This window comes from Mesorhizobium sp. LSHC412B00, from assembly GCF_000503035.1.
Classification (GTDB): domain Bacteria; phylum Pseudomonadota; class Alphaproteobacteria; order Rhizobiales; family Rhizobiaceae; genus Mesorhizobium.
The window spans coordinates 26,051-42,674 of record NZ_AYWB01000026.1 but is presented as its reverse complement, the minus strand read 5'-3'; the positions used below and the strand labels follow the sequence as shown (position 1 = coordinate 42,674).

Below are 16,624 nucleotides of genomic sequence, written 5' to 3'. Positions count from 1 at the left end.
GGTTTCGATTTTTGGGCCGATGCTTAGGCAACAGTTTCCGGCAAACATCATCGTGTGTGGCCGGATGGTATCATGCGGCCACCTTTCGTCTTGCTGGCTGCAAGGGCGCTCTCGACTCGACCGGGAGCTTTACCTAATTTGCGCGGCAATTCTCTAGGCGGCGGCGCATGAAAAAACTGATCCTGCTCATTCTCGGCTTGACGCTGGCGGCGACGCTGTTCGCGGCTGACGCGGCGACATTGGTGCCGGCGGGCAACCGCAATGTCGTGCAGCCTGACATACCGGGCGCCTCCAGCCGCCGCACCCAGGCCACCAACACCACCTTCCAGGCCAAATACCGCAAGGTCTACGCTCTGTTGCAGAACGACGCCGAATTGCGCGCCAAAATCAGGAAGGCGGCTGCCGCTTACGGCATCAACCCCTTGCACATCGTCGGCGCCATCGTCGGCGAGCACACCTACAATGTCGATGCCTACGACCGGCTGCAGACCTACTACGTCAAGGCGATCTCCTACCTCTCCAGCAAGCTGTCCTTCGCCTATGACGGCGAGGACATCACCGATTTCGTGCAGCGGCCGGAATTCAAGAAGTGCACGATGTCGGACAGCTACGACCTGTGGGAATGCCGCGAGCAGGTGTGGAACCGCTCCTTCCGCGGCAAGACCGTCGGCGGCACAAGCTTTCCCAACGACCGCTTCGGCGCAACCTTCTTCCAGCCCTACTATGCCGGCCAGACCTTTGGCCTCGGCCAGCTCAACCCGCTGACCGCGCTGCAGATGAGCGATCTCGTGCACAAGGTGTCGGGGCTGCCCGAGCTCGATGTCGGCGATCCCAATGGGGTCTACAAGACCATCATGGATCCGGACCTGACATTGCCCTACGTCGCAGCGACGATCAGGAAGTCGATCGACGCCTACAAAAACATTGCCGGCTTCGACATCTCAGGCAATCCGGGGCTGACCGCCACGCTCTACAATGTCGGCAATCCCGAGCAGCGCGCCTATGCGCTGAAGGCCGAGAACGACAAGCGCCGCGCGGCGGGTGAGGCGGTCAAACTGCCCGAGGAGAATTATTACGGCTGGCTGGTCAACGACAAGCTGGACGAGCTGAAGGCGCTGTTTTAGCGGGCTTAGCTCAGCCGTCTACCTCCCCCTTTGTGGGGAGGTCGGACCGCAGGTCCGGGTGGAGGCCGGTGCCGCACCCCCGCCCCGCTGCTTCGCAGCGACCCTCCCCACAAGGGGAGGGTAAGTCAGTCCTTCACGCTGCCAGCAACGACTTCAGCTTCACATCCGGCGACCCCAACGCCTCCGGCGCCGGCCTAGCCCGCTTGGCGATCAGCATCTCGGCCAGCCTGATGTCGCGCGCCACGGCATTGCCCGTACCGAGGCCGCTCGCCGCCACCAGCCTGCCATCCTCGGCCAGATGAAACAGAATAAAAGCACCGTCGCCGAGATCGCGGCGGACCGTGCTTTTGCCCTCGTCCGAAAGGCCGGCGACCTGCAGCGACAAACCATACTGATCCGACCAGAACCATGGCACCGCGGCATGCGCTTCGCGGGCGCCCAGCATGTTCTTCGCGGCCAGCGCACCCTGTTCCTGCGCATTGCGCCAGGCTTCCAGCCGCACCCGCCGGCCAGCATAGACAGCGAGCGGAAACGAGCAGCAATCGCCGGCGGCGAAGATGTCGGGATCGATTGTTTGGAGTTCGCCATTGACGGCGATGCCGTTATCGACGGTCAGGCCCGCTTCCGCGGCAAGCCCGGTCACCGGCACGGCGCCGATGCCGATGACGGCGAGATCGGCGACGATGTCCTGCCCATCGGCGAGCATGATGTGCACCTCAGCGCCGTCGTCGGCGATATCAGCGATGCCCTGACCGGTGAGCACGGTCACGCCTTCGGCCTCATGCGCCTGATGGATGATTTCAGCGATCTCCGCCGGCACCCCGCGCAGGAGGATGCGCGGCTGCGCCTCAATGACGGAGACGGCAGCCCCTGCCTTGCGCGCCGAAGCGGCGAGCTCCAGGCCGATAAAGCCACCACCAATGATGGCGATGCGGTTTGCCGGGCTGAGGTGGGCGCGAATGGCCAGCGCGTCGGCAAAGGTGCGGAGGTAGACGCAGCGCGACCCCAATCCCGGCATCGGCAGCTTGCGCGGTGTCGAGCCGGTCGCCAGCAGCAGCTTGTCGTAGGGCAGGGCCGAACCGTCCGACAGCCGCACCATATGCGCCGGGCGGTCGATCGCCACCGCTTGAACGGAATGGATATGCCGGATCGATTTCTCGGCCAGAATTTCGTCGCTGGCGATCGTCTTGATCTCGGCCGCGTCGCTCGTCATTGCGTCCTTGGACAGGGGCGGCCGCTCATAGGGCAGATGGGGTTCCTCACCCACCAGCGTCACCGGCCCGTCATAGCCCAGTTCGCGCAGAGCAAGGGCTGCCCGCCCGCCGCACTCGCCGGCGCCAATGATGACCATTCCCGCCTGCATGGTCCTACCCGATCTGGATCAGCACTTTGCCGGCCTCGACCTTGACCGGATAGGTGGCGAGATTGACGCAAACCGGCGCGCCGCGTGCCGCCCCCGTCTTGTAATTGAAGCGGCCATTGTGCTTGGGGCACTCGATGATGTCATCCATCACCAGCCCGTCGGCCAGATGCACCTTTTCGTGCGTGCACAGGCCATCGGTGGCGAAGTAGTCGTCATCGGGGCTGCGATAGATGGCGAAGGTGCGGCCGCCATGATCGAAGCGCATCACATCTTCTTCGTCGATGTCGCCGGCAGCACAGGCTTCGATCCAGTCGCTCATGTGTTCCTCCCAAAAGCAATTCCAGGAAAAGTGCGTTGCGGTTTTCCGTTCGGAGTTGCGTCAAAACAAAAGCTTAATCGCGCGATCATTCCGCCGCGGCGGCGACGGCGTCTTTGTGGAGTTCCTCGCGGTACGGCCGCGCCGTCGGCGGCAGTTCGCGCTTGAGGAAATAGTCCTCGTTGCGCAGCTGGCGCAAAAAGGCCGGGATCATCTCGCGATAGCCCGCCAGGATCGACGGCGTCGGCGCCGGCAGATCGTGCTTGATCAGCGCATGCAGTTTAGGCAGCGCATGATAGGGCACCATCGGGAACATGTGGTGTTCGACGTGATAGTTCATGTTCCAGTAGATGAAGCGGCTGACCGGGTTCATGTAGACGGTGCGGCTGTTCAGCCGGTGGTCGACGACATTTTCCGCGAGCCCGCCATGCTGCAGCAGGCCGACCATGACATGATGCCAGGCGCCGTAGAGCCGGGGCAGCCCGACCAGCATCAGCGGCAGCCATGAACCGAAATACAGTGCGATCGCGATGGTGACGGCATAGATGGCCGTCCAGATTCGGGCGATGCGAATGGCTTTAGGCTGCTCCTGTTCGGGGATAAAAGTCTTTTCCGCCGCGCTGATATTGCCGGCGGCGTTGCGCAGCATGTCCGACATCGCCTTCCAGGCGTCGATCACGCCGACGAAAGCAAGCGCGACGCGCAACAGGTCCGGCGGGCGCATCACCGAGATTTCCGGGTCGCGGCCGACGATGATGGTGTCGGTGTGGTGGCGGGTGTGGCTCCAGCGCCAGGTCACCGGATTGCGCATGATCATGAAGCAGGCGATCTGGTAAACCGCGTCGTTCATCCACTGCGTGCGGAAGGCGGTGCCGTGGCCGCATTCGTGCCAGCGTGAGTCGGTGGACGAGCCGTAGAGCACGCCATAGACGAAGAAGAACGGCACGCACCACCAGCTGCCCCAGAACCAGGCGCCGCCGGCGGCACTCAGGATCAGCGCGGCCAGCCAGATCGTGGTGTCGCGGATCGCCGGCCCGTCGGAGCGCTGCATCAGCTCCTTCATCTGCTTGCGCGGAATATCGGTGTGATACNCGACACCAGGATCGCGGCGACCCAGATGATCGTGTCGCGGATCGCCGGCCCGTCGGAGCGCTGCATCAGCTCCTTCATCTGCTTGCGCGGAATATCGGTGTGATACCACTCGGCCGCCGCCAGCCCGTTCTCGACGGCGAGCTTGGAATCGCGGCCGATCAGGCTGTAGTCGCGCCGGGACGGTGGTGTGGATAGTGTCGCTTCCATAGGGGCTGCCTCCGTCGGCCACAGCATCCGTCAGGACGGATATGTCCATTACAGGCGGTTATGTCCGAGCGCAAAATAGCGCCATGCGGTGATAGTCTCAACATCACAAAGATAGTTTCTATCATTTTCCATCAGAACGATGTAAGCAGTTGCAGGCACTCATGCGGGACAGTCATGGCAAAACGGCCAACCATCACCGATCTGGCGCGCATCTCCGGCGTCAGCGTCGCAACTGTCGACAGGGTGCTGAACAACCGGCTGCCGGTGCGCGAGGAAACCGCGCGCCGGGTCTATGAGGCGGCGACCGGCATCGGCTACCACGCCGCCGGGCTGATCAAGCGGCGCATGCGCCAGGAATTGCCGGAATTCCGCCTCGGCTTTCTGCTGCTGCGAGGCAATGATGTTTTTTACGGCGATTTCGCGAGGGAGCTAGAAATGGCGGTCTCGCAATCGCAGCGCTTCCGCGGCGTCGCCACCATCGATTTCGCCAGCTCGCTAGCCGCCGACGAGATCGCCGCCCAGATGCGCAAGCTGGCAGCGAAATCCAGAGCAATCGCCGTTGTCGGTCCGGACCATCCGACGCTGACGGCGGTCGTGGAGTCGCTGAAAGCGAGGGGGCAACCTGTCTTCTCGCTGCTGTCCGACTTTGCCGCTGGCATCCGTGAGGGATATGTCGGCCTCGACAATCGCAAGGTCGGTCGCACCGCGGCCTGGATGATCGCCAGGGCGGCAAAGAACCCCGGCAAGGTCGCCCTTTTCGTCGGCAGTCATCGCTTCCACGGCCATGAACTGCGCGAGATCGGATTTCGCTCCTTCTTCCGCGAACATGCGCCGGACTTCACGGTGATGGAAACGCTGGTCAATCTGGAAGCCAACCAGGTCACCCACGATGCGATGATCGATCTCCTGGTGCGGTATCCGGATCTTGCCGGCTGCTATGTCGCCGGCGGCGGCATGGAAGGCGCGGTCTCGGCGCTGCGGGCTGCGAAGCCCGCAAGCATGCCGGTGGTCGTCTGCAACGAGATCAACGCCGAATCGCGCGCGGCACTCGCCGACAACATCCTGACAATGGTGATCTCGACGCCGCTCGCCGCCTTGTGCCGCGAGCTTGTCGACCTGATGGCGCATTCCATCGAGGCCGGCGCCGCCAACGCGCCGGGCCAGACCTTTCTGCCCTTCGACATATATCTGCCGGAAAATATCTAACGCGTTGCCGCGCCGACCCGTTCGGCGCGGGCTCTCCGGCGATGATAGAATCTATCAGAGTCTGCCTTCAGACACGGCCTGTGCCGCTGCCGGCCTTGATTCGACGTGAAATTGCGGCGAGGCGACCGAAAATCCGCTTTCCGACTTAGGAATCGCTCTTGACGTCTCGCGAAAAAATGGAATAAATATTTCATCAGATTGGTATTTTGGTTCTTTCGTTCCGGAACATCTGTTTCAAACTGGGAGCCTGGCGTTCCATCGCTTGGACAAAACGCCATACGGAACAGGAAGGCATCAGGGAGAGATTCCTCGGGCTATCGGGGATTCCGGGTAGATCGGTGCAGCCGGACACCAATGTGGAGGAGAAACACAATGAAGAAACTGATTTTGGGCGTCGCCTTTGCGGCGCTGATGAGTTCGTCCGCTTTTGCCGCCAAGGTCGGCGTGTCGATGGCCAAGTTCGACGACAACTTCCTCACCGTGCTGCGCAACGGCATGATCGAGCAGGCCAAGGGCATGAGCGGCGTGGAACTGCAGGTCGAGGACGCGCAGAACGACGTCGCCAAGCAGCTCGACCAGATCAAGAACTTCGCCGCCTCGGGCGTCGACGCCATCATCGTCAACCCGGTCGATACCTCGGCCACGCAGGCGATGTCGGACGCCGCCGCAGCCGCCAAGATCCCGTTGGTCTATGTCAACCGCCAGCCGGTCAATGTCGACACGCTGCCGGACAACCAGGCCTTCGTCGCGTCGAACGAGGCCGATTCCGGCACGCTCGAGACCAAGGAAGTCTGCCGCCTGTTCACCGAGGCCGGCAAGAAGGAGGCCAATGTCTATGTCATCATGGGCGAGCTTTCCAACCAGGCCGCCGTGCAGCGCACCAAGGACATCGAAGAGGTGATCGCCACGCCGGAGTGCAGCTTCATCAAGATCATCGACAAGCAGACTTCGAACTGGAACCGCGACGAAGCGCAGAACCTGATGACCAACTGGCTGTCAACCGGCAAGCCGTTCGACGGCGTCATCGCCAACAATGACGAAAGCGCCATCGGCGCCATCCAGGCGATGAAGGCCGCCAACATCGACATGAAGACGGTCGTCGTCGGCGGTGTCGACGCCACGCAGGACGCGCTTGCCGCCATGCAGGCCGGCGACCTCGATGCCACCGTGTTCCAGGATGCGGCCGGCCAGGGCGCCGGCGCTCTGGACGCAGCGCTGAAGCTCGCCAAGGGCGAGAAGGTCGAGCACAAGGTCTACGTGCCCTTCCAGCTGGTTACGCCGGCCAACATCGACAAGTTCCTGAAGAAGAACTGAGCCGGCAACTCACGCGTAAGCAATTCCAGGAAAAGTGTGAAGCGGTTTTCCGTCCGGAATTGCGACAACAAACAAGAGAGCGGCGCAACCGCGCCGCTCCCGTTTCCCCCACCGCCCTGAGGGGAGGGAGGGCAAATGCCGCCTCACGGAGGACAGACATGTCACAGACATCTCATGGCGTCGGCGGGGTCAGCTATGACGCGAAGAGGCGGACATGGCCGGCCGAATTCAACGTCTTCCTGGCGCTGGTCATTCTGGTCGTCATCTTCGAATTGATCGGCCGCATCTTTCTTGGCGACAGCTTCCTGTTCAACACGCGCGACAACGTCGCCGGGATATTCAATGAGGCCCGCCTGCAGATCATCATCCTGCAGGTGTCGATCGTCGGCATCATCGCCATCGGCGTCACGCAGGTGATCATTTGCGGCGGCATCGACCTGTCCTCGGGCTCGATCGTCGGCGCCACCGCCATGATCGCCATGAGTTTTGCCCAGGTGGCGACGGTCAACGGCAATCCCAACCCCAAGGCGATGTTCCTGGCGCAGGGCTGGACCGACCTGCCGGTCATCGTGCCGGTGCTGGTCGCCATCGCCTGCGGTCTGTTCGCCGGCCTCGTCAACGGCTCCTTGATTGCCTATACGCGCATTCCGCCGTTCATCGCCACGCTCGGCATGATGGTGACCGCGCGCGGCATTGCCAAGTGGTGGTCCAAGGGTCAGCCGATCTCGTTTCCGACCGAAAGTTTCGCTGGTATCGGCAAGGGCCTGATGCCGGTCATCATCTTCCTGTCGCTGGCGGTGCTGTTCCAGCTGATCATGACCTACACACGCTACGGCAAGCACTGCTACGCCATCGGCTCCAACGAGGATGCCGCGCGCATGTCGGGCATCAAGATCGCCAACCACAAGATCCTCGTCTATGTCATTGCCGGCATCCTCGCCGCGCTGGCCGCCGTCGTGCTCTCCTCCAAGAACCTGACGGCACAGTCCGGCATGGGCGTCATGTACGAGCTCGACGCCATCGCCATGGCGGTCATCGGCGGCGTCTCTTTGTCGGGCGGCCGCGGCTCGATCGTCGGCACCGTGATCGGCGCGCTGATCTTCGGCGTCATCATTTCCGGCTTCACCTTCCTGCGCCTCGACGCCTACTATCAGGAGATGGTCAAGGGCGTGATCATCGTCGGCGCGGTCGTTCTCGACCAATGGCGCCAGCGCATGCGGGCATTGAGGGCTTGACCATGCCAGATATCTCCACGACAGACATCGTCCTGAAGACCGAAAACCTGACCAAACGCTATGGCGGCGTCCATGCGCTGGAAGGCGCGAATTTCGAGCTGCGCAAGGGCGAGCATGTCGCCATCATGGGCGACAATGGCGCCGGCAAATCCACCTTCGTGCGCCAGATCACCGCCGTCGAGCAGCGCACCAGCGGCCAGATCTGGTTCGACGGCAGGGAAGTGAATTTTGCCGGGCCGATCGAAGCGCGCACGGCGGGCATCGAGACCGTGTTCCAGAACCTGGCGCTGGCCGACGATCTCGACGTGCCGTCGAACCTGTTCCTCGGCCGCGAAAAGGTGCTTTTCAATCTCGGGCCGTTCTCGATCCTCGACCGCAAATACATGCGCAAGGCGACCGAGGCGGCGCTGATCCGCACGGCAGTGAAAATCCCCAATTTGTCCAACACCATTCGCCACATGTCGGGCGGCCAGCGCCAGTGCGTTGCCATCGCCAGGACGGCGACCTTCGCCTCCAAGCTGATCATCATGGACGAGCCGACGGCAGCCCTTGGCGTGCAGGAGACTGCGCAGGTCGAAAACATCATCCGCACGCTGAAGGACAATGGCGAACCGCTGATCCTGATCAGCCACAACATGCGCCAGGTGTTCGATCTGTGCGACCGCATCGTCGTCTTCCGGCGCGGCCGCATCGTCGCCAACCTGCGCAAGGAAAACACCGACGGCAACGACATCGTCTCCTACATCACCGGCGCCAAGACCGGGGAGGCGGAACTCGCGGCCTGAACAGGATGGTCATCCTGTTTTCTGGCGTGCTCGAAAAATAATCTTGCCACCTTTCTCAAAAGGAAGGTGGAGACACAACTCTCTCGAACCCATCCCCCTAGAGGAAATACCCCATGACTGTTCGTTTCGCCCTCCTCGGTGCCGGCCGCATCGGCAAGGTCCATGCCCGCGCCGTCGGCTCCAACCCGCAGGCCAGACTGGTGGCCGTTGCCGACGCTTTTGAAAAGGCGGCGACCGAGTTGGCAACCGCCTATGGCGCCGAGGTGCGCACCATCGACGCGATCGAGAAGGCCAAGGACATCGACGCCGTGGTCATCTGCACGCCGACCGACACCCATGCCGATCTGATCGAGCGTTTCGCCAAGGCCGGCAAGGCGATCTTCTGCGAGAAGCCGATCGACCTCGACGTCAAGCGTGTCGAGAAATGCCTGGCCGTGGTCGACAAGGCCAAGGCGACGCTGATGGTCGGTTTCAACCGCCGCTTCGATCCGCATTTCGCCGCCGTGCGCAAGGCGATCGACGACGGCGCCATCGGCAAGGTCGAGATGGTCACCATCACCTCGCGCGATCCAGGTGCGCCGCCCGTCGACTACATCAAGCGCTCGGGCGGCATCTTTCGCGACATGACAATCCACGATTTCGACATGGCGCGCTTCCTGCTCGGCGAAGAGGTGGTCGCGGTCAGCGCCCATGCCTCGGTTCTGGTCGACGAGAAGATCGGCGAAGCGGGCGATTTCGACTCTGTCAGCGTCATCCTCGAAACCGCGTCCGGCAAGCAGGCCGTCATCTCCAATTCGCGCCGCGCCACCTATGGCTACGACCAACGCATAGAGGTGCATGGTTCCAAGGGCATGGTCGCCGCCGAAAACCAGCGGCCGGTGTCGATAGAGGTCGCCAACGAGAAGGGCTATACCCGCCCGCCGCTGCACGATTTCTTCATGACCCGCTATCTCGACGCCTACGCCATCGAGATCGCCGCCTTCATCGCCGCCGCGACGTCGGGCAAAAAGGCATCGCCGAGCGGCGCCGACGGCCTCGTGGCGCTGAAGCTGGCCGATGCCGCGCTGAAGTCGGCGACATCAGGCAAGACCGTCCGTCTCGACAAGTAAGAACCGGAACCAAGGCACAGGAGCAGAGCGATGAGCACATCCGCCGATCGCAATTCGAACACGCGCGCCATCGTCACCGGCGGCGCGCAAGGCATCGGCTTTGCCGTCGCCGAAGCGCTGGCCGACGAGGGCTGCAAGGCGCTGACGCTCGTCGGCCGTTCGCAGGAGAAGGGCGACAAGGCTGTCGCCCACTTCAAGAAGGCAGGCGTCGATGCGATCTTCATCAGCGCCGACGTCTCGAAAGTGGCGGACTGCAAGCGCGCCGTCGCCACCGCCGTCTCGCATTTCGGCACCGTCAACGCGCTGGTCAACGCCGCCGCCACGTCCGCGCGCGGTTCGCTGGTCCAAACCTCCGAGGAGACCTTCGACCAGATTTTCCAGACCAATGTGCGCGGCCCGTTCTTCCTGATGCAGGGCGTGGTGGCGCATCTGCTGGAGAAAAAGGCGCCTGGCTCGATCGTCAATGTGCTGTCGATGTCGGCACATTGCGGCCAGTCGTTCCTGGCGCCCTATTCCTCGAGCAAGGGTGCACTGGCGACACTGACCAAGAACGTCGCCAACGCCTATCGCTCCAACCGCATCCGCTGCAACGCCGTGCTGCCGGGCTGGATGGACACCGAGGGCGAGGACATCGTGCAGAAGAAATGGCACGGCGCCTCCGACGACTGGCTGGCAAAGGCAGAGGCCGGCCAGCCCATGGGCCAACTGGTGAAGCCGGATCAGTTGGCGCGGCTGATCAGCTACATGGCCAGCCCGCAATCCGGTGTCATGACCGGCTCGCTGGTTGACTACGACCAGAACGTCGCGGGGACCTCGCCGGAGTAGCCTCAAACCCTGTTGCAGCAACATCGCCATTCCCACATAGTCATGATAGTCGGGCTAGTCACGAGCATGCGATGCTAACGTCATCCAAAGACACCAACTGGACGGTTGCCGGGGCAAAAGCCCGGCTCTCCGAGGTCATCGAGCGCGCACAGTCCTCGCCGCAGACGATCACCAAGAACGGCAAACCAAGCGTGGTTGTCGTCTCGGCCGAGGAATGGCAGCGCAAGATCGCACGCAAGGGTACGCTTGCCGAGTTCCTGCTGGACTCGCCGCTGCGCGGCGCAGATCTCGACCTTGAACGTCAGCGCGACGAACCGCGTGACCTGCCGCGGTGAGACTGCTGCTCGACACGAATGTCCTGTCCGAGGTGACGAGGCCAGCGCCTGTCGCACGTGTCCTAGGCTGGCTGGACGAGCTTGATGAGGACCGCTCCTTCATCAGCGTAGTGTCGATCGCCGAGATCCGGCGCGGCGTCTCTCCGATGGATGAGGGCCGCAAACGCGAGGCGCTGGCCGAATGGCTCGCCCGGGACCTGCCCCAGCGCTTCGAACAGCGGGTTTTGCCGGTGGACGATGCGGTTGCCTTGGCCTGGGGCGACCTGATGGGTTTTGGCAAGCGCCCCGGTCGTGGTCTATCGTCGATGGACGGCCTGATCGCAGCCACTGCGATTGCGCACGAGCTCACCTTGGCAACGCGCAATTCGAAGGATTTCGAAGGCTTGGGAATTGAACTTCTCGATCCCTGGACCGCATGAGCCGCTCCGCGTTATACGTGTTGGCGATTGGCGAAACCGCCGGCACTTCGTCATCCACGGGCGGAACAAGGAGCGTAGCGACGCAGCGCAGACCCGAGGATCCATGCCGCGACTTCAGAGCGCTGCTACGGTCCAGAATTCTGCTCCGCCGCACTCCACGGCCCAGGTCACGGAATGGATCCCAGGGTCTCCGCGACGGAGCTTCGCTCCTGCTCCGCCCAGGGATGACGAAATCGCGAGGATTCGGCCCATCCCGAATTGTCTCCGCATACCCCACGTGACAAGCGCCTCCGCATCGACTATATGAGCCTCATGATCAACCTGACCGCCTCGTATTGGTACTTTAGCAGCTCGCTGGCGGCGGGAGGATTGCGCTCGATCTGAAGATTGCAGCAACAAGTCCGAACAGCCGCCAGACCTGGCGGCTTTTTTGTATCAGCCGGCAGGTCTCCTAAAAACAGGAGCAGAAAGCCGTGTTGACCACCACAGACGATCTTCGGGTCAAGGAAATCCGAGAATTGAGTACGCCGGACGAGGTGATGCGGGAGATCCCGCGCACGCTGACGGCAACGCGCACCGTGAGCGCATCACGCAACGCCACCCATGCCATCTTGAACGGCACCGACGACCGGCTGCTTGTCATCGTCGGCCCGTGTTCGATCCACGACCCGGTCGCGGCCGTTGACTATGCCAGCCGGCTGGTGGCGCTGCGCGAGACCCTGTGCGACCGGTTGGAGATCGTCATGCGGGTCTATTTCGAAAAGCCGCGCACGACCGTCGGCTGGAAGGGCCTGATCAACGACCCCGACCTCGACGGCAGCTTCAACATCGACAAGGGGCTGCGGATGGCGCGCAACGTGCTGTCGGCGGTCAACAATCTCGGCCTGCCCGCAGCGACCGAATTCCTCGACATGACGACGCCGCAATACATTGCCGACCTCGTCGCCTGGGGCGCCATCGGCGCGCGCACCACCGAGAGCCAGATCCACCGCGAACTGGCTTCCGGCCTGTCCTGCCCGGTCGGCTTCAAGAACGGCACCGACGGCAATCTCAGGATCGCCGCCGAGGCGGTGAAATCCGCCGCCCAGCCGCACCATTTCATGGCGGTGACCAAGGGCGGACGCAGCGGCATTGCGACTACAACCGGCAATGAGGACTGCCACGTCATCCTGCGCGGCGGCGTTCAGCCGAATTACGATGCGGCGAGCGTCGAGGCGGCCTCGGTCGAACTTGCCCGCATCGGCGTCGCCCCCCGTCTGATGATCGATGTCAGCCACGCGAACTCGAGCAAGAAGCCGGAGAACCAGCCGAAGGTGGCGGCCGATGTCGCCGGCCAGGTGGCAGCAGGGGACGAGCGTATCATCGGCGTCATGATCGAGAGCAATCTCGTCGCCGGCCGGCAGGACGTGGTATCAGGCAAGCCGCTCGTCTATGGCCAGAGCATCACAGATGGCTGCATCGACTGGGCGACCACCGAGACGGTGCTGCACGGCCTCGCCGGCGCCGTAGAATGGCGCCGCTCAGCCCGCCGCGCCATGATGGAGAACCGGCCGGGCGCCGCCTGATACGAGGCGATGCGCGGGAAGGACGCTGCGGCTCCCCTTGCACCCCGGCCACCGGTCTGCTAGATACTGAACCATATGGTTCAGTATGCCGACTTGGACTCCTCGTTCGCCGCGCTCTCGGACGCCACCCGGCGTGGCGTTCTGGAGCAGCTCGGACGCGCAGATGCTTCGATCACCGAGCTTGCCGGAAAGTTCCACATGACCCTCACGGGCATGAAGAAGCACGTCGGCGTCCTGGAGCAGGCGGGGCTCGTCACCACGCAGAAGGTTGGCCGCGTGCGGACCTGCAAGCTCGGCCTGCGCGGACTGGAGGAAGAGGCGGCCTGGATCGAGCGGCACCGCCTGCTCTGGGACGCACGCTTCAACGAGTTGGACAAGGTTGTCGAGGAATTGAAACGGAAGGAGAAAGCCGATGCGCCAAAGAACCGAGAGTGAGCCCACGAACAACCGCACGACGGTCGAACGGACGTCCGAGCGCGAGCTGGTCGTCACGCGAACAGTCAACGGTCCGGCGCGCATCGTGTTCGAGGCGTGGACCAAGCCCGAGCTGTTCAAGCAGTGGTGGGTGCCGAAGTCGATGGGCATGTTCCTGCGTTCCTGCGAGATGGATGCTCGTTCAGGAGGCACGTACCGCCTAGTGTTCGGCCACGACGCCTCGGACCTTCACGAATTCTTCGGCAGGTATATCGAAGTGACACCGCACTCACGCCTCGTCTGGACCAATGAGGAAGGTGGTGACGGTGGACCCGTCACCACGCTGACCTTCGAGGAAAAGGGTGGCAAGACGCTGCTGGTCATGCACGAACTCTATCCCTCGAAGGAGGCTCTCGACGCGGCCGGTACCGGGGCGGCGGATGCGATGGGCGAGACGTTCGAGCAATTGGACGAGCTTCTCGTCGTCTTGGGCGAGGGCGTGAGGCGGTCATGACGTCATCGGTCTCGCGGACGGGGTAGTTGCCGCCCTCGACGACGAAAAGACCGGGACAGTGATCCGCAAGCGCCGCGCCGAGGCGAAGAAACGCGGCGTCATCGCTTGATCGGGATCACGCTGCCCTCAACCCTTCCCATGCCGTAAACACCGAGACCGCAAACAGCAGCAGTCCGGCCGCCCGGCCCGCAAAAGCGGTCGCCCGCGGATTGGCCACCAGCAGATTGCGGCTGCGGCCGGCGGTGATGGCGAGCCCGCCATAGATCGCGGCCTGAGTCGCCACCGTCAGCAGGCCCATGACCGTCGCCTGCATCCAGATCGGGCCGTAATCCGGCTTCAGGAACTGCGGATAGACGGCAAATATGAAGAGATAGGCCTTCGGGTTGATCAGGCAGGTCACCAGTCCCTGGCGAAAGGCCTTCCAGGCCGTGCGGCTGCCGGCGGGCCCGTCGTGGCCGACGGTGATGGAACTGCGCATCAGCGAGATGCCGATGAAGGCCATGTAGGCGGCGCCGGCTATCAGCAGCGGCTTGTACAGGATCGGTACGAAATTCATCAGCAGGCCGACGCCGATGGCGCCGTTCAGCGTGTGCACGATGCCGCCGACCATGATGCCGCCCGTGGCGGCGAGGCCCCGGTCGCGGCCGCCGGTGAGCGCATTGGCCAGCACGAACAGCATGTCCATCCCGGGCACGATGATGATGCCGGACAGCAGGATAAAGAACAGCCAGAGATTTTCCGCGTAGCTCATGTCAGTTGCTTGTCGCTTCCTGCTGGGGTGCCGTGGAGGAATTTGTTGATTTTCAACCCGATAGGCAGTCCAATAAATCATCCCAACTGACGGGGATGTGTCAGTAGCGTTCATCAGGGAGAGGAAATGCGCAAGGCGTCGCGGCTGTTCGAGATCATCCAGATCCTGCGGCTGGCGCGGCAGCCGGTGACGGCAGCCATGATCGCCGGGCAGCTGGAAGTCACGATGCGTTCGATCTATCGCGACATCGCCGCACTGCAGGCGATGCGCGTGCCGATCGAAGGCGGGCGCGGTATCGGCTATATATTGCGGCCCGGCTTCGACCTGCCGCCGCTGATGTTTTCGATCGAGGAGATGGAAGCGATCGTCCTGTCGCTGGCGCTGCTGGAGCGCACGGGAGACAGCGAACTCAAGCAGGCGGCCAAGCGCGTCAGCGCCAAGATCGCCGGCGCCGTGCCGCCGCCGTTGCGCCAGGCGTTCGACGCCAACGCACTGCATGTCTGGGGGTTCGCAGCACCGGCAATCGGCACCATCGATCTGGCGCTGGTGCGCCGCGCAATCCGCGACGAGGAAAAGCTCGACCTGTCCTATCGCGACGAAATCGGCCGCGCCTCCGAGCGGCTGATCCGTCCGATCGCGCTGATCTACTATTCAGAGACCGCCAACATCGTCGCCTGGTGCGAATTGCGCCAGGCCATCCGCAATTTCCGCAGCGACCGCATCGAGGCTTGCCAGCCGACCGGCCTGCGCTTCAAGGGCGAAGGCGATCGCCTGCGGCAGGTCTGGGTCAATGGCTGGGAGGCGAACGCTGTCGCTGGCGGCTGAAGCGAGCGGATCTTACCGCACATCCACCCAGCGCTTCTCCTCGAACGACCTCGCCATCGCGTGCACGGTGCGCTCGATCTCCAGCCCTTCGGCAAATTCGATGACCCGCGCCGGCTTGCCGGCAAGCCGCGTCAGCAATTCGTGGCACTCGATGATCTTGAGGTCGTTGAAACCGAGGCCATGGCCGGGCGCCGGGAGGAAGGCGTCGTAGGGCTTGTGATGTGGCGCCACCAATATGGTGCGGTAGCCCTGTTCGGTCGGGCGATCGGCGGTGACATAGAGCTGGATTTCGTTCATCCGCTCCTGGTCGAACAGGATCGATCCCTTGGAGCCGAAAATCTGGATGGCGATGCGGCCCTTGCGGCCCCAGGCCGAGCGGTTGACCAGGAGCGTGCCGGCAATGCCGTTTTCCAGATGCATCAGCACGCTGGCGATGTCGTAGGTCTCGACGGCGCGGCGGCCGCCGGCGGCCAGCTTGCGGTCGACATAGGGCTTGGCCATGTCACAGATGACTTTTGCGACGCGGCCGAACAGCGTCGAGACCAGCGACAGCGGATGCACGGCGAAATCGTCGAGCGCGCCATAGCCGGATGCGGCCTCATGCTTCCAGAAGAACAGTGCTTCGGGGTCAGCCATGAAGTCCTCGTCCATCTCGATGCGCAGATGGTTGACCTCGCCGATGATCTTTTCCTCGAGCAGCGCACCGATGTGGCGGATGGCCGGGCTCTGTATGTAGTTGTAGCCAAGGGCTGCGACCTTGCCGGATTCCCTGGCAGCGGCCGCCATCGCCGCTGCTTCGGCAAAGCTCGGCGCCATCGGCTTCTCGCACCACAGATGCTTGCCGGCTTCGAGAATAGCGATGGCCATCTCCGGATGGAACTGGTTGGGCGTGGTCAGCGAGACGATATCGACCTCGGGGTCGTTGACGACCGCGCGCCAGTCGCCGGACGCCTTGGCGAAGCCGAACTCGCCGGCCTTACGCTTGGCCAACTCCTCGTTGACCTCGCCGAGATGGACCAGCTTCGGCTTGGCGACATCGGGAAAGACGGCGCCGACGGCGCTCCACGCAATGGCGTGGCATTTGCCCATGAAACCCGTGCCGATAAGACCAACGCCGACCATTTCTTTCTCCCAATACCTGAAGCGATCGATGGATGAATTAGTCCATTTCTTCTCCGAATGGAATGTCTGCCTCATTTATTATGGCCTTCTTGCGCAGGCTCGC

General features: G+C 63.0%; 17 protein-coding genes and 1 pseudogene. 13 read left to right on the top strand and 5 right to left on the bottom strand.

The window, feature by feature from the left end; translation table 11 throughout:
* Window positions 1-167: 167 nt before the first annotated feature.
* Complete coding sequence (locus tag X757_RS137310) at window positions 168-1,124, top strand: DUF1402 family protein (RefSeq protein WP_023710440.1); 957 nt, start codon at window positions 168-170, stop codon at window positions 1,122-1,124.
* A 133-nt stretch (window positions 1,125-1,257) separates the two neighbouring features.
* Here the strand turns inward: X757_RS137310 and X757_RS137315 are convergent, their stop codons facing one another.
* The 3 genes and pseudogenes from X757_RS137315 to X757_RS137325 all read right to left on the bottom strand — a co-directional run.
* Complete coding sequence (locus X757_RS137315; RefSeq protein WP_198024435.1) at window positions 1,258-2,475, bottom strand: NAD(P)/FAD-dependent oxidoreductase; 1,218 nt, start codon at window positions 2,473-2,475, stop codon at window positions 1,258-1,260.
* Between the two features lie 16 nt (window positions 2,476-2,491).
* Window positions 2,492-2,806 (bottom strand): MocE family 2Fe-2S type ferredoxin, encoded by a 315-nt coding sequence (locus X757_RS137320; RefSeq protein ID WP_023672328.1) that lies wholly within the window; start codon window positions 2,804-2,806, stop codon window positions 2,492-2,494.
* An 85-nt stretch (window positions 2,807-2,891) separates the two neighbouring features.
* Window positions 2,892-3,893 (bottom strand): annotated as a pseudogene (locus X757_RS137325) (fatty acid desaturase family protein); the annotation flags it as partial.
* Window positions 3,894-4,276: 383 nt separating this feature from the next.
* Here X757_RS137325 and X757_RS137330 point away from each other — a divergent pair.
* The 11 genes from X757_RS137330 (at window position 4,277) to X757_RS137380 (ending at window position 13,823) form a co-directional block, all read left to right on the top strand.
* Window positions 4,277-5,308, top strand: a complete 1,032-nt coding sequence (locus tag X757_RS137330; RefSeq protein WP_023727846.1) for a LacI family DNA-binding transcriptional regulator — start codon at window positions 4,277-4,279, stop codon at window positions 5,306-5,308.
* A gap of 372 nt (window positions 5,309-5,680) precedes the next feature.
* Window positions 5,681-6,622 carry a sugar ABC transporter substrate-binding protein gene (locus X757_RS137335; protein WP_023684065.1) on the top strand — a complete coding sequence of 314 codons (942 nt, stop codon included), beginning with the start codon at window positions 5,681-5,683 and terminating at the stop codon, window positions 6,620-6,622.
* Window positions 6,623-6,780: 158 nt separating this feature from the next.
* Window positions 6,781-7,857 (top strand): ABC transporter permease, encoded by a 1,077-nt coding sequence (locus X757_RS137340; RefSeq protein ID WP_023727845.1) that lies wholly within the window; start codon window positions 6,781-6,783, stop codon window positions 7,855-7,857.
* 2 nt (window positions 7,858-7,859) lie between these two features.
* Window positions 7,860-8,642, top strand: a complete 783-nt coding sequence (locus tag X757_RS137345) for an ATP-binding cassette domain-containing protein (protein WP_027049093.1) — start codon at window positions 7,860-7,862, stop codon at window positions 8,640-8,642.
* Between the two features lie 113 nt (window positions 8,643-8,755).
* On the top strand, window positions 8,756-9,751 hold the full coding sequence (gene iolG / locus X757_RS137350) for an inositol 2-dehydrogenase (protein WP_023727844.1): 996 nt from the start codon (window positions 8,756-8,758) through the stop codon (window positions 9,749-9,751).
* Between the two features lie 30 nt (window positions 9,752-9,781).
* Entirely contained in the window at window positions 9,782-10,576 is a 795-nt protein-coding gene (locus X757_RS137355; protein WP_023727843.1) for an SDR family oxidoreductase, read from the top strand.
* A gap of 71 nt (window positions 10,577-10,647) precedes the next feature.
* Window positions 10,648-10,911: a type II toxin-antitoxin system Phd/YefM family antitoxin gene (locus tag X757_RS137360; protein ID WP_023684063.1), complete on the top strand. Its 264-nt coding sequence runs from the start codon at window positions 10,648-10,650 to the stop codon at window positions 10,909-10,911.
* On the top strand, window positions 10,908-11,330 hold the full coding sequence (locus tag X757_RS137365; RefSeq protein ID WP_023727842.1) for a type II toxin-antitoxin system VapC family toxin: 423 nt from the start codon (window positions 10,908-10,910) through the stop codon (window positions 11,328-11,330). The genes X757_RS137360 and X757_RS137365 overlap by 4 nt, the downstream gene beginning before the upstream one ends.
* 473 nt (window positions 11,331-11,803) lie before the next feature.
* Entirely contained in the window at window positions 11,804-12,895 is a 1,092-nt protein-coding gene (locus tag X757_RS137370; protein ID WP_031251670.1) for a 3-deoxy-7-phosphoheptulonate synthase, read from the top strand.
* A 75-nt stretch (window positions 12,896-12,970) separates the two neighbouring features.
* Window positions 12,971-13,330 carry a helix-turn-helix transcriptional regulator gene (locus tag X757_RS137375; RefSeq protein WP_023687408.1) on the top strand — a complete coding sequence of 120 codons (360 nt, stop codon included), beginning with the start codon at window positions 12,971-12,973 and terminating at the stop codon, window positions 13,328-13,330.
* The gene (locus X757_RS137380; RefSeq protein ID WP_023727840.1) at window positions 13,308-13,823 is read left to right on the top strand and encodes an SRPBCC domain-containing protein; all 516 of its coding nucleotides are present in this window, start codon (window positions 13,308-13,310) and stop codon (window positions 13,821-13,823) included. Before X757_RS137375 ends, X757_RS137380 begins: the two co-directional genes overlap by 23 nt.
* A 115-nt stretch (window positions 13,824-13,938) precedes the next feature.
* Here the strand turns inward: X757_RS137380 and X757_RS137385 are convergent, their stop codons facing one another.
* Window positions 13,939-14,574 carry a LysE family translocator gene (locus tag X757_RS137385; protein WP_023727839.1) on the bottom strand — a complete coding sequence of 212 codons (636 nt, stop codon included), beginning with the start codon at window positions 14,572-14,574 and terminating at the stop codon, window positions 13,939-13,941.
* 126 nt (window positions 14,575-14,700) lie between these two features.
* Here X757_RS137385 and X757_RS137390 point away from each other — a divergent pair, with 126 nt between their 5' ends.
* Window positions 14,701-15,399: a YafY family protein gene (locus X757_RS137390; RefSeq protein ID WP_023727838.1), complete on the top strand. Its 699-nt coding sequence runs from the start codon at window positions 14,701-14,703 to the stop codon at window positions 15,397-15,399.
* A 12-nt stretch (window positions 15,400-15,411) separates the two neighbouring features.
* On the opposite strand, the gene X757_RS137395 is transcribed toward X757_RS137390, so the two are convergent.
* On the bottom strand, window positions 15,412-16,521 hold the full coding sequence (locus tag X757_RS137395) for a Gfo/Idh/MocA family protein (RefSeq protein ID WP_023727837.1): 1,110 nt from the start codon (window positions 16,519-16,521) through the stop codon (window positions 15,412-15,414).
* Window positions 16,522-16,624: the final 103 nt, after the last annotated feature.

Coding starts and splice junctions, on each gene's coding strand:
- X757_RS137310 (WP_023710440.1), top strand. CDS start 168: ATGAAAAAACTGATCCTGCTCATTCTCGGCTTGACGCTGGCGGCGACG.
- X757_RS137315 (WP_198024435.1), bottom strand. CDS start 2,475: ATGGTCATCATTGGCGCCGGCGAGTGCGGCGGGCGGGCAGCCCTTGCT.
- X757_RS137320 (WP_023672328.1), bottom strand. CDS start 2,806: ATGAGCGACTGGATCGAAGCCTGTGCTGCCGGCGACATCGACGAAGAA.
- X757_RS137330 (WP_023727846.1), top strand. CDS start 4,277: ATGGCAAAACGGCCAACCATCACCGATCTGGCGCGCATCTCCGGCGTC.
- X757_RS137335 (WP_023684065.1), top strand. CDS start 5,681: ATGAAGAAACTGATTTTGGGCGTCGCCTTTGCGGCGCTGATGAGTTCG.
- X757_RS137340 (WP_023727845.1), top strand. CDS start 6,781: ATGTCACAGACATCTCATGGCGTCGGCGGGGTCAGCTATGACGCGAAG.
- X757_RS137345 (WP_027049093.1), top strand. CDS start 7,860: ATGCCAGATATCTCCACGACAGACATCGTCCTGAAGACCGAAAACCTG.
- iolG (WP_023727844.1), top strand. CDS start 8,756: ATGACTGTTCGTTTCGCCCTCCTCGGTGCCGGCCGCATCGGCAAGGTC.
- X757_RS137355 (WP_023727843.1), top strand. CDS start 9,782: ATGAGCACATCCGCCGATCGCAATTCGAACACGCGCGCCATCGTCACC.
- X757_RS137360 (WP_023684063.1), top strand. CDS start 10,648: ATGCTAACGTCATCCAAAGACACCAACTGGACGGTTGCCGGGGCAAAA.
- X757_RS137375 (WP_023687408.1), top strand. CDS start 12,971: ATGGTTCAGTATGCCGACTTGGACTCCTCGTTCGCCGCGCTCTCGGAC.
- X757_RS137380 (WP_023727840.1), top strand. CDS start 13,308: ATGCGCCAAAGAACCGAGAGTGAGCCCACGAACAACCGCACGACGGTC.
- X757_RS137385 (WP_023727839.1), bottom strand. CDS start 14,574: ATGAGCTACGCGGAAAATCTCTGGCTGTTCTTTATCCTGCTGTCCGGC.
- X757_RS137390 (WP_023727838.1), top strand. CDS start 14,701: ATGCGCAAGGCGTCGCGGCTGTTCGAGATCATCCAGATCCTGCGGCTG.
- X757_RS137395 (WP_023727837.1), bottom strand. CDS start 16,521: ATGGTCGGCGTTGGTCTTATCGGCACGGGTTTCATGGGCAAATGCCAC.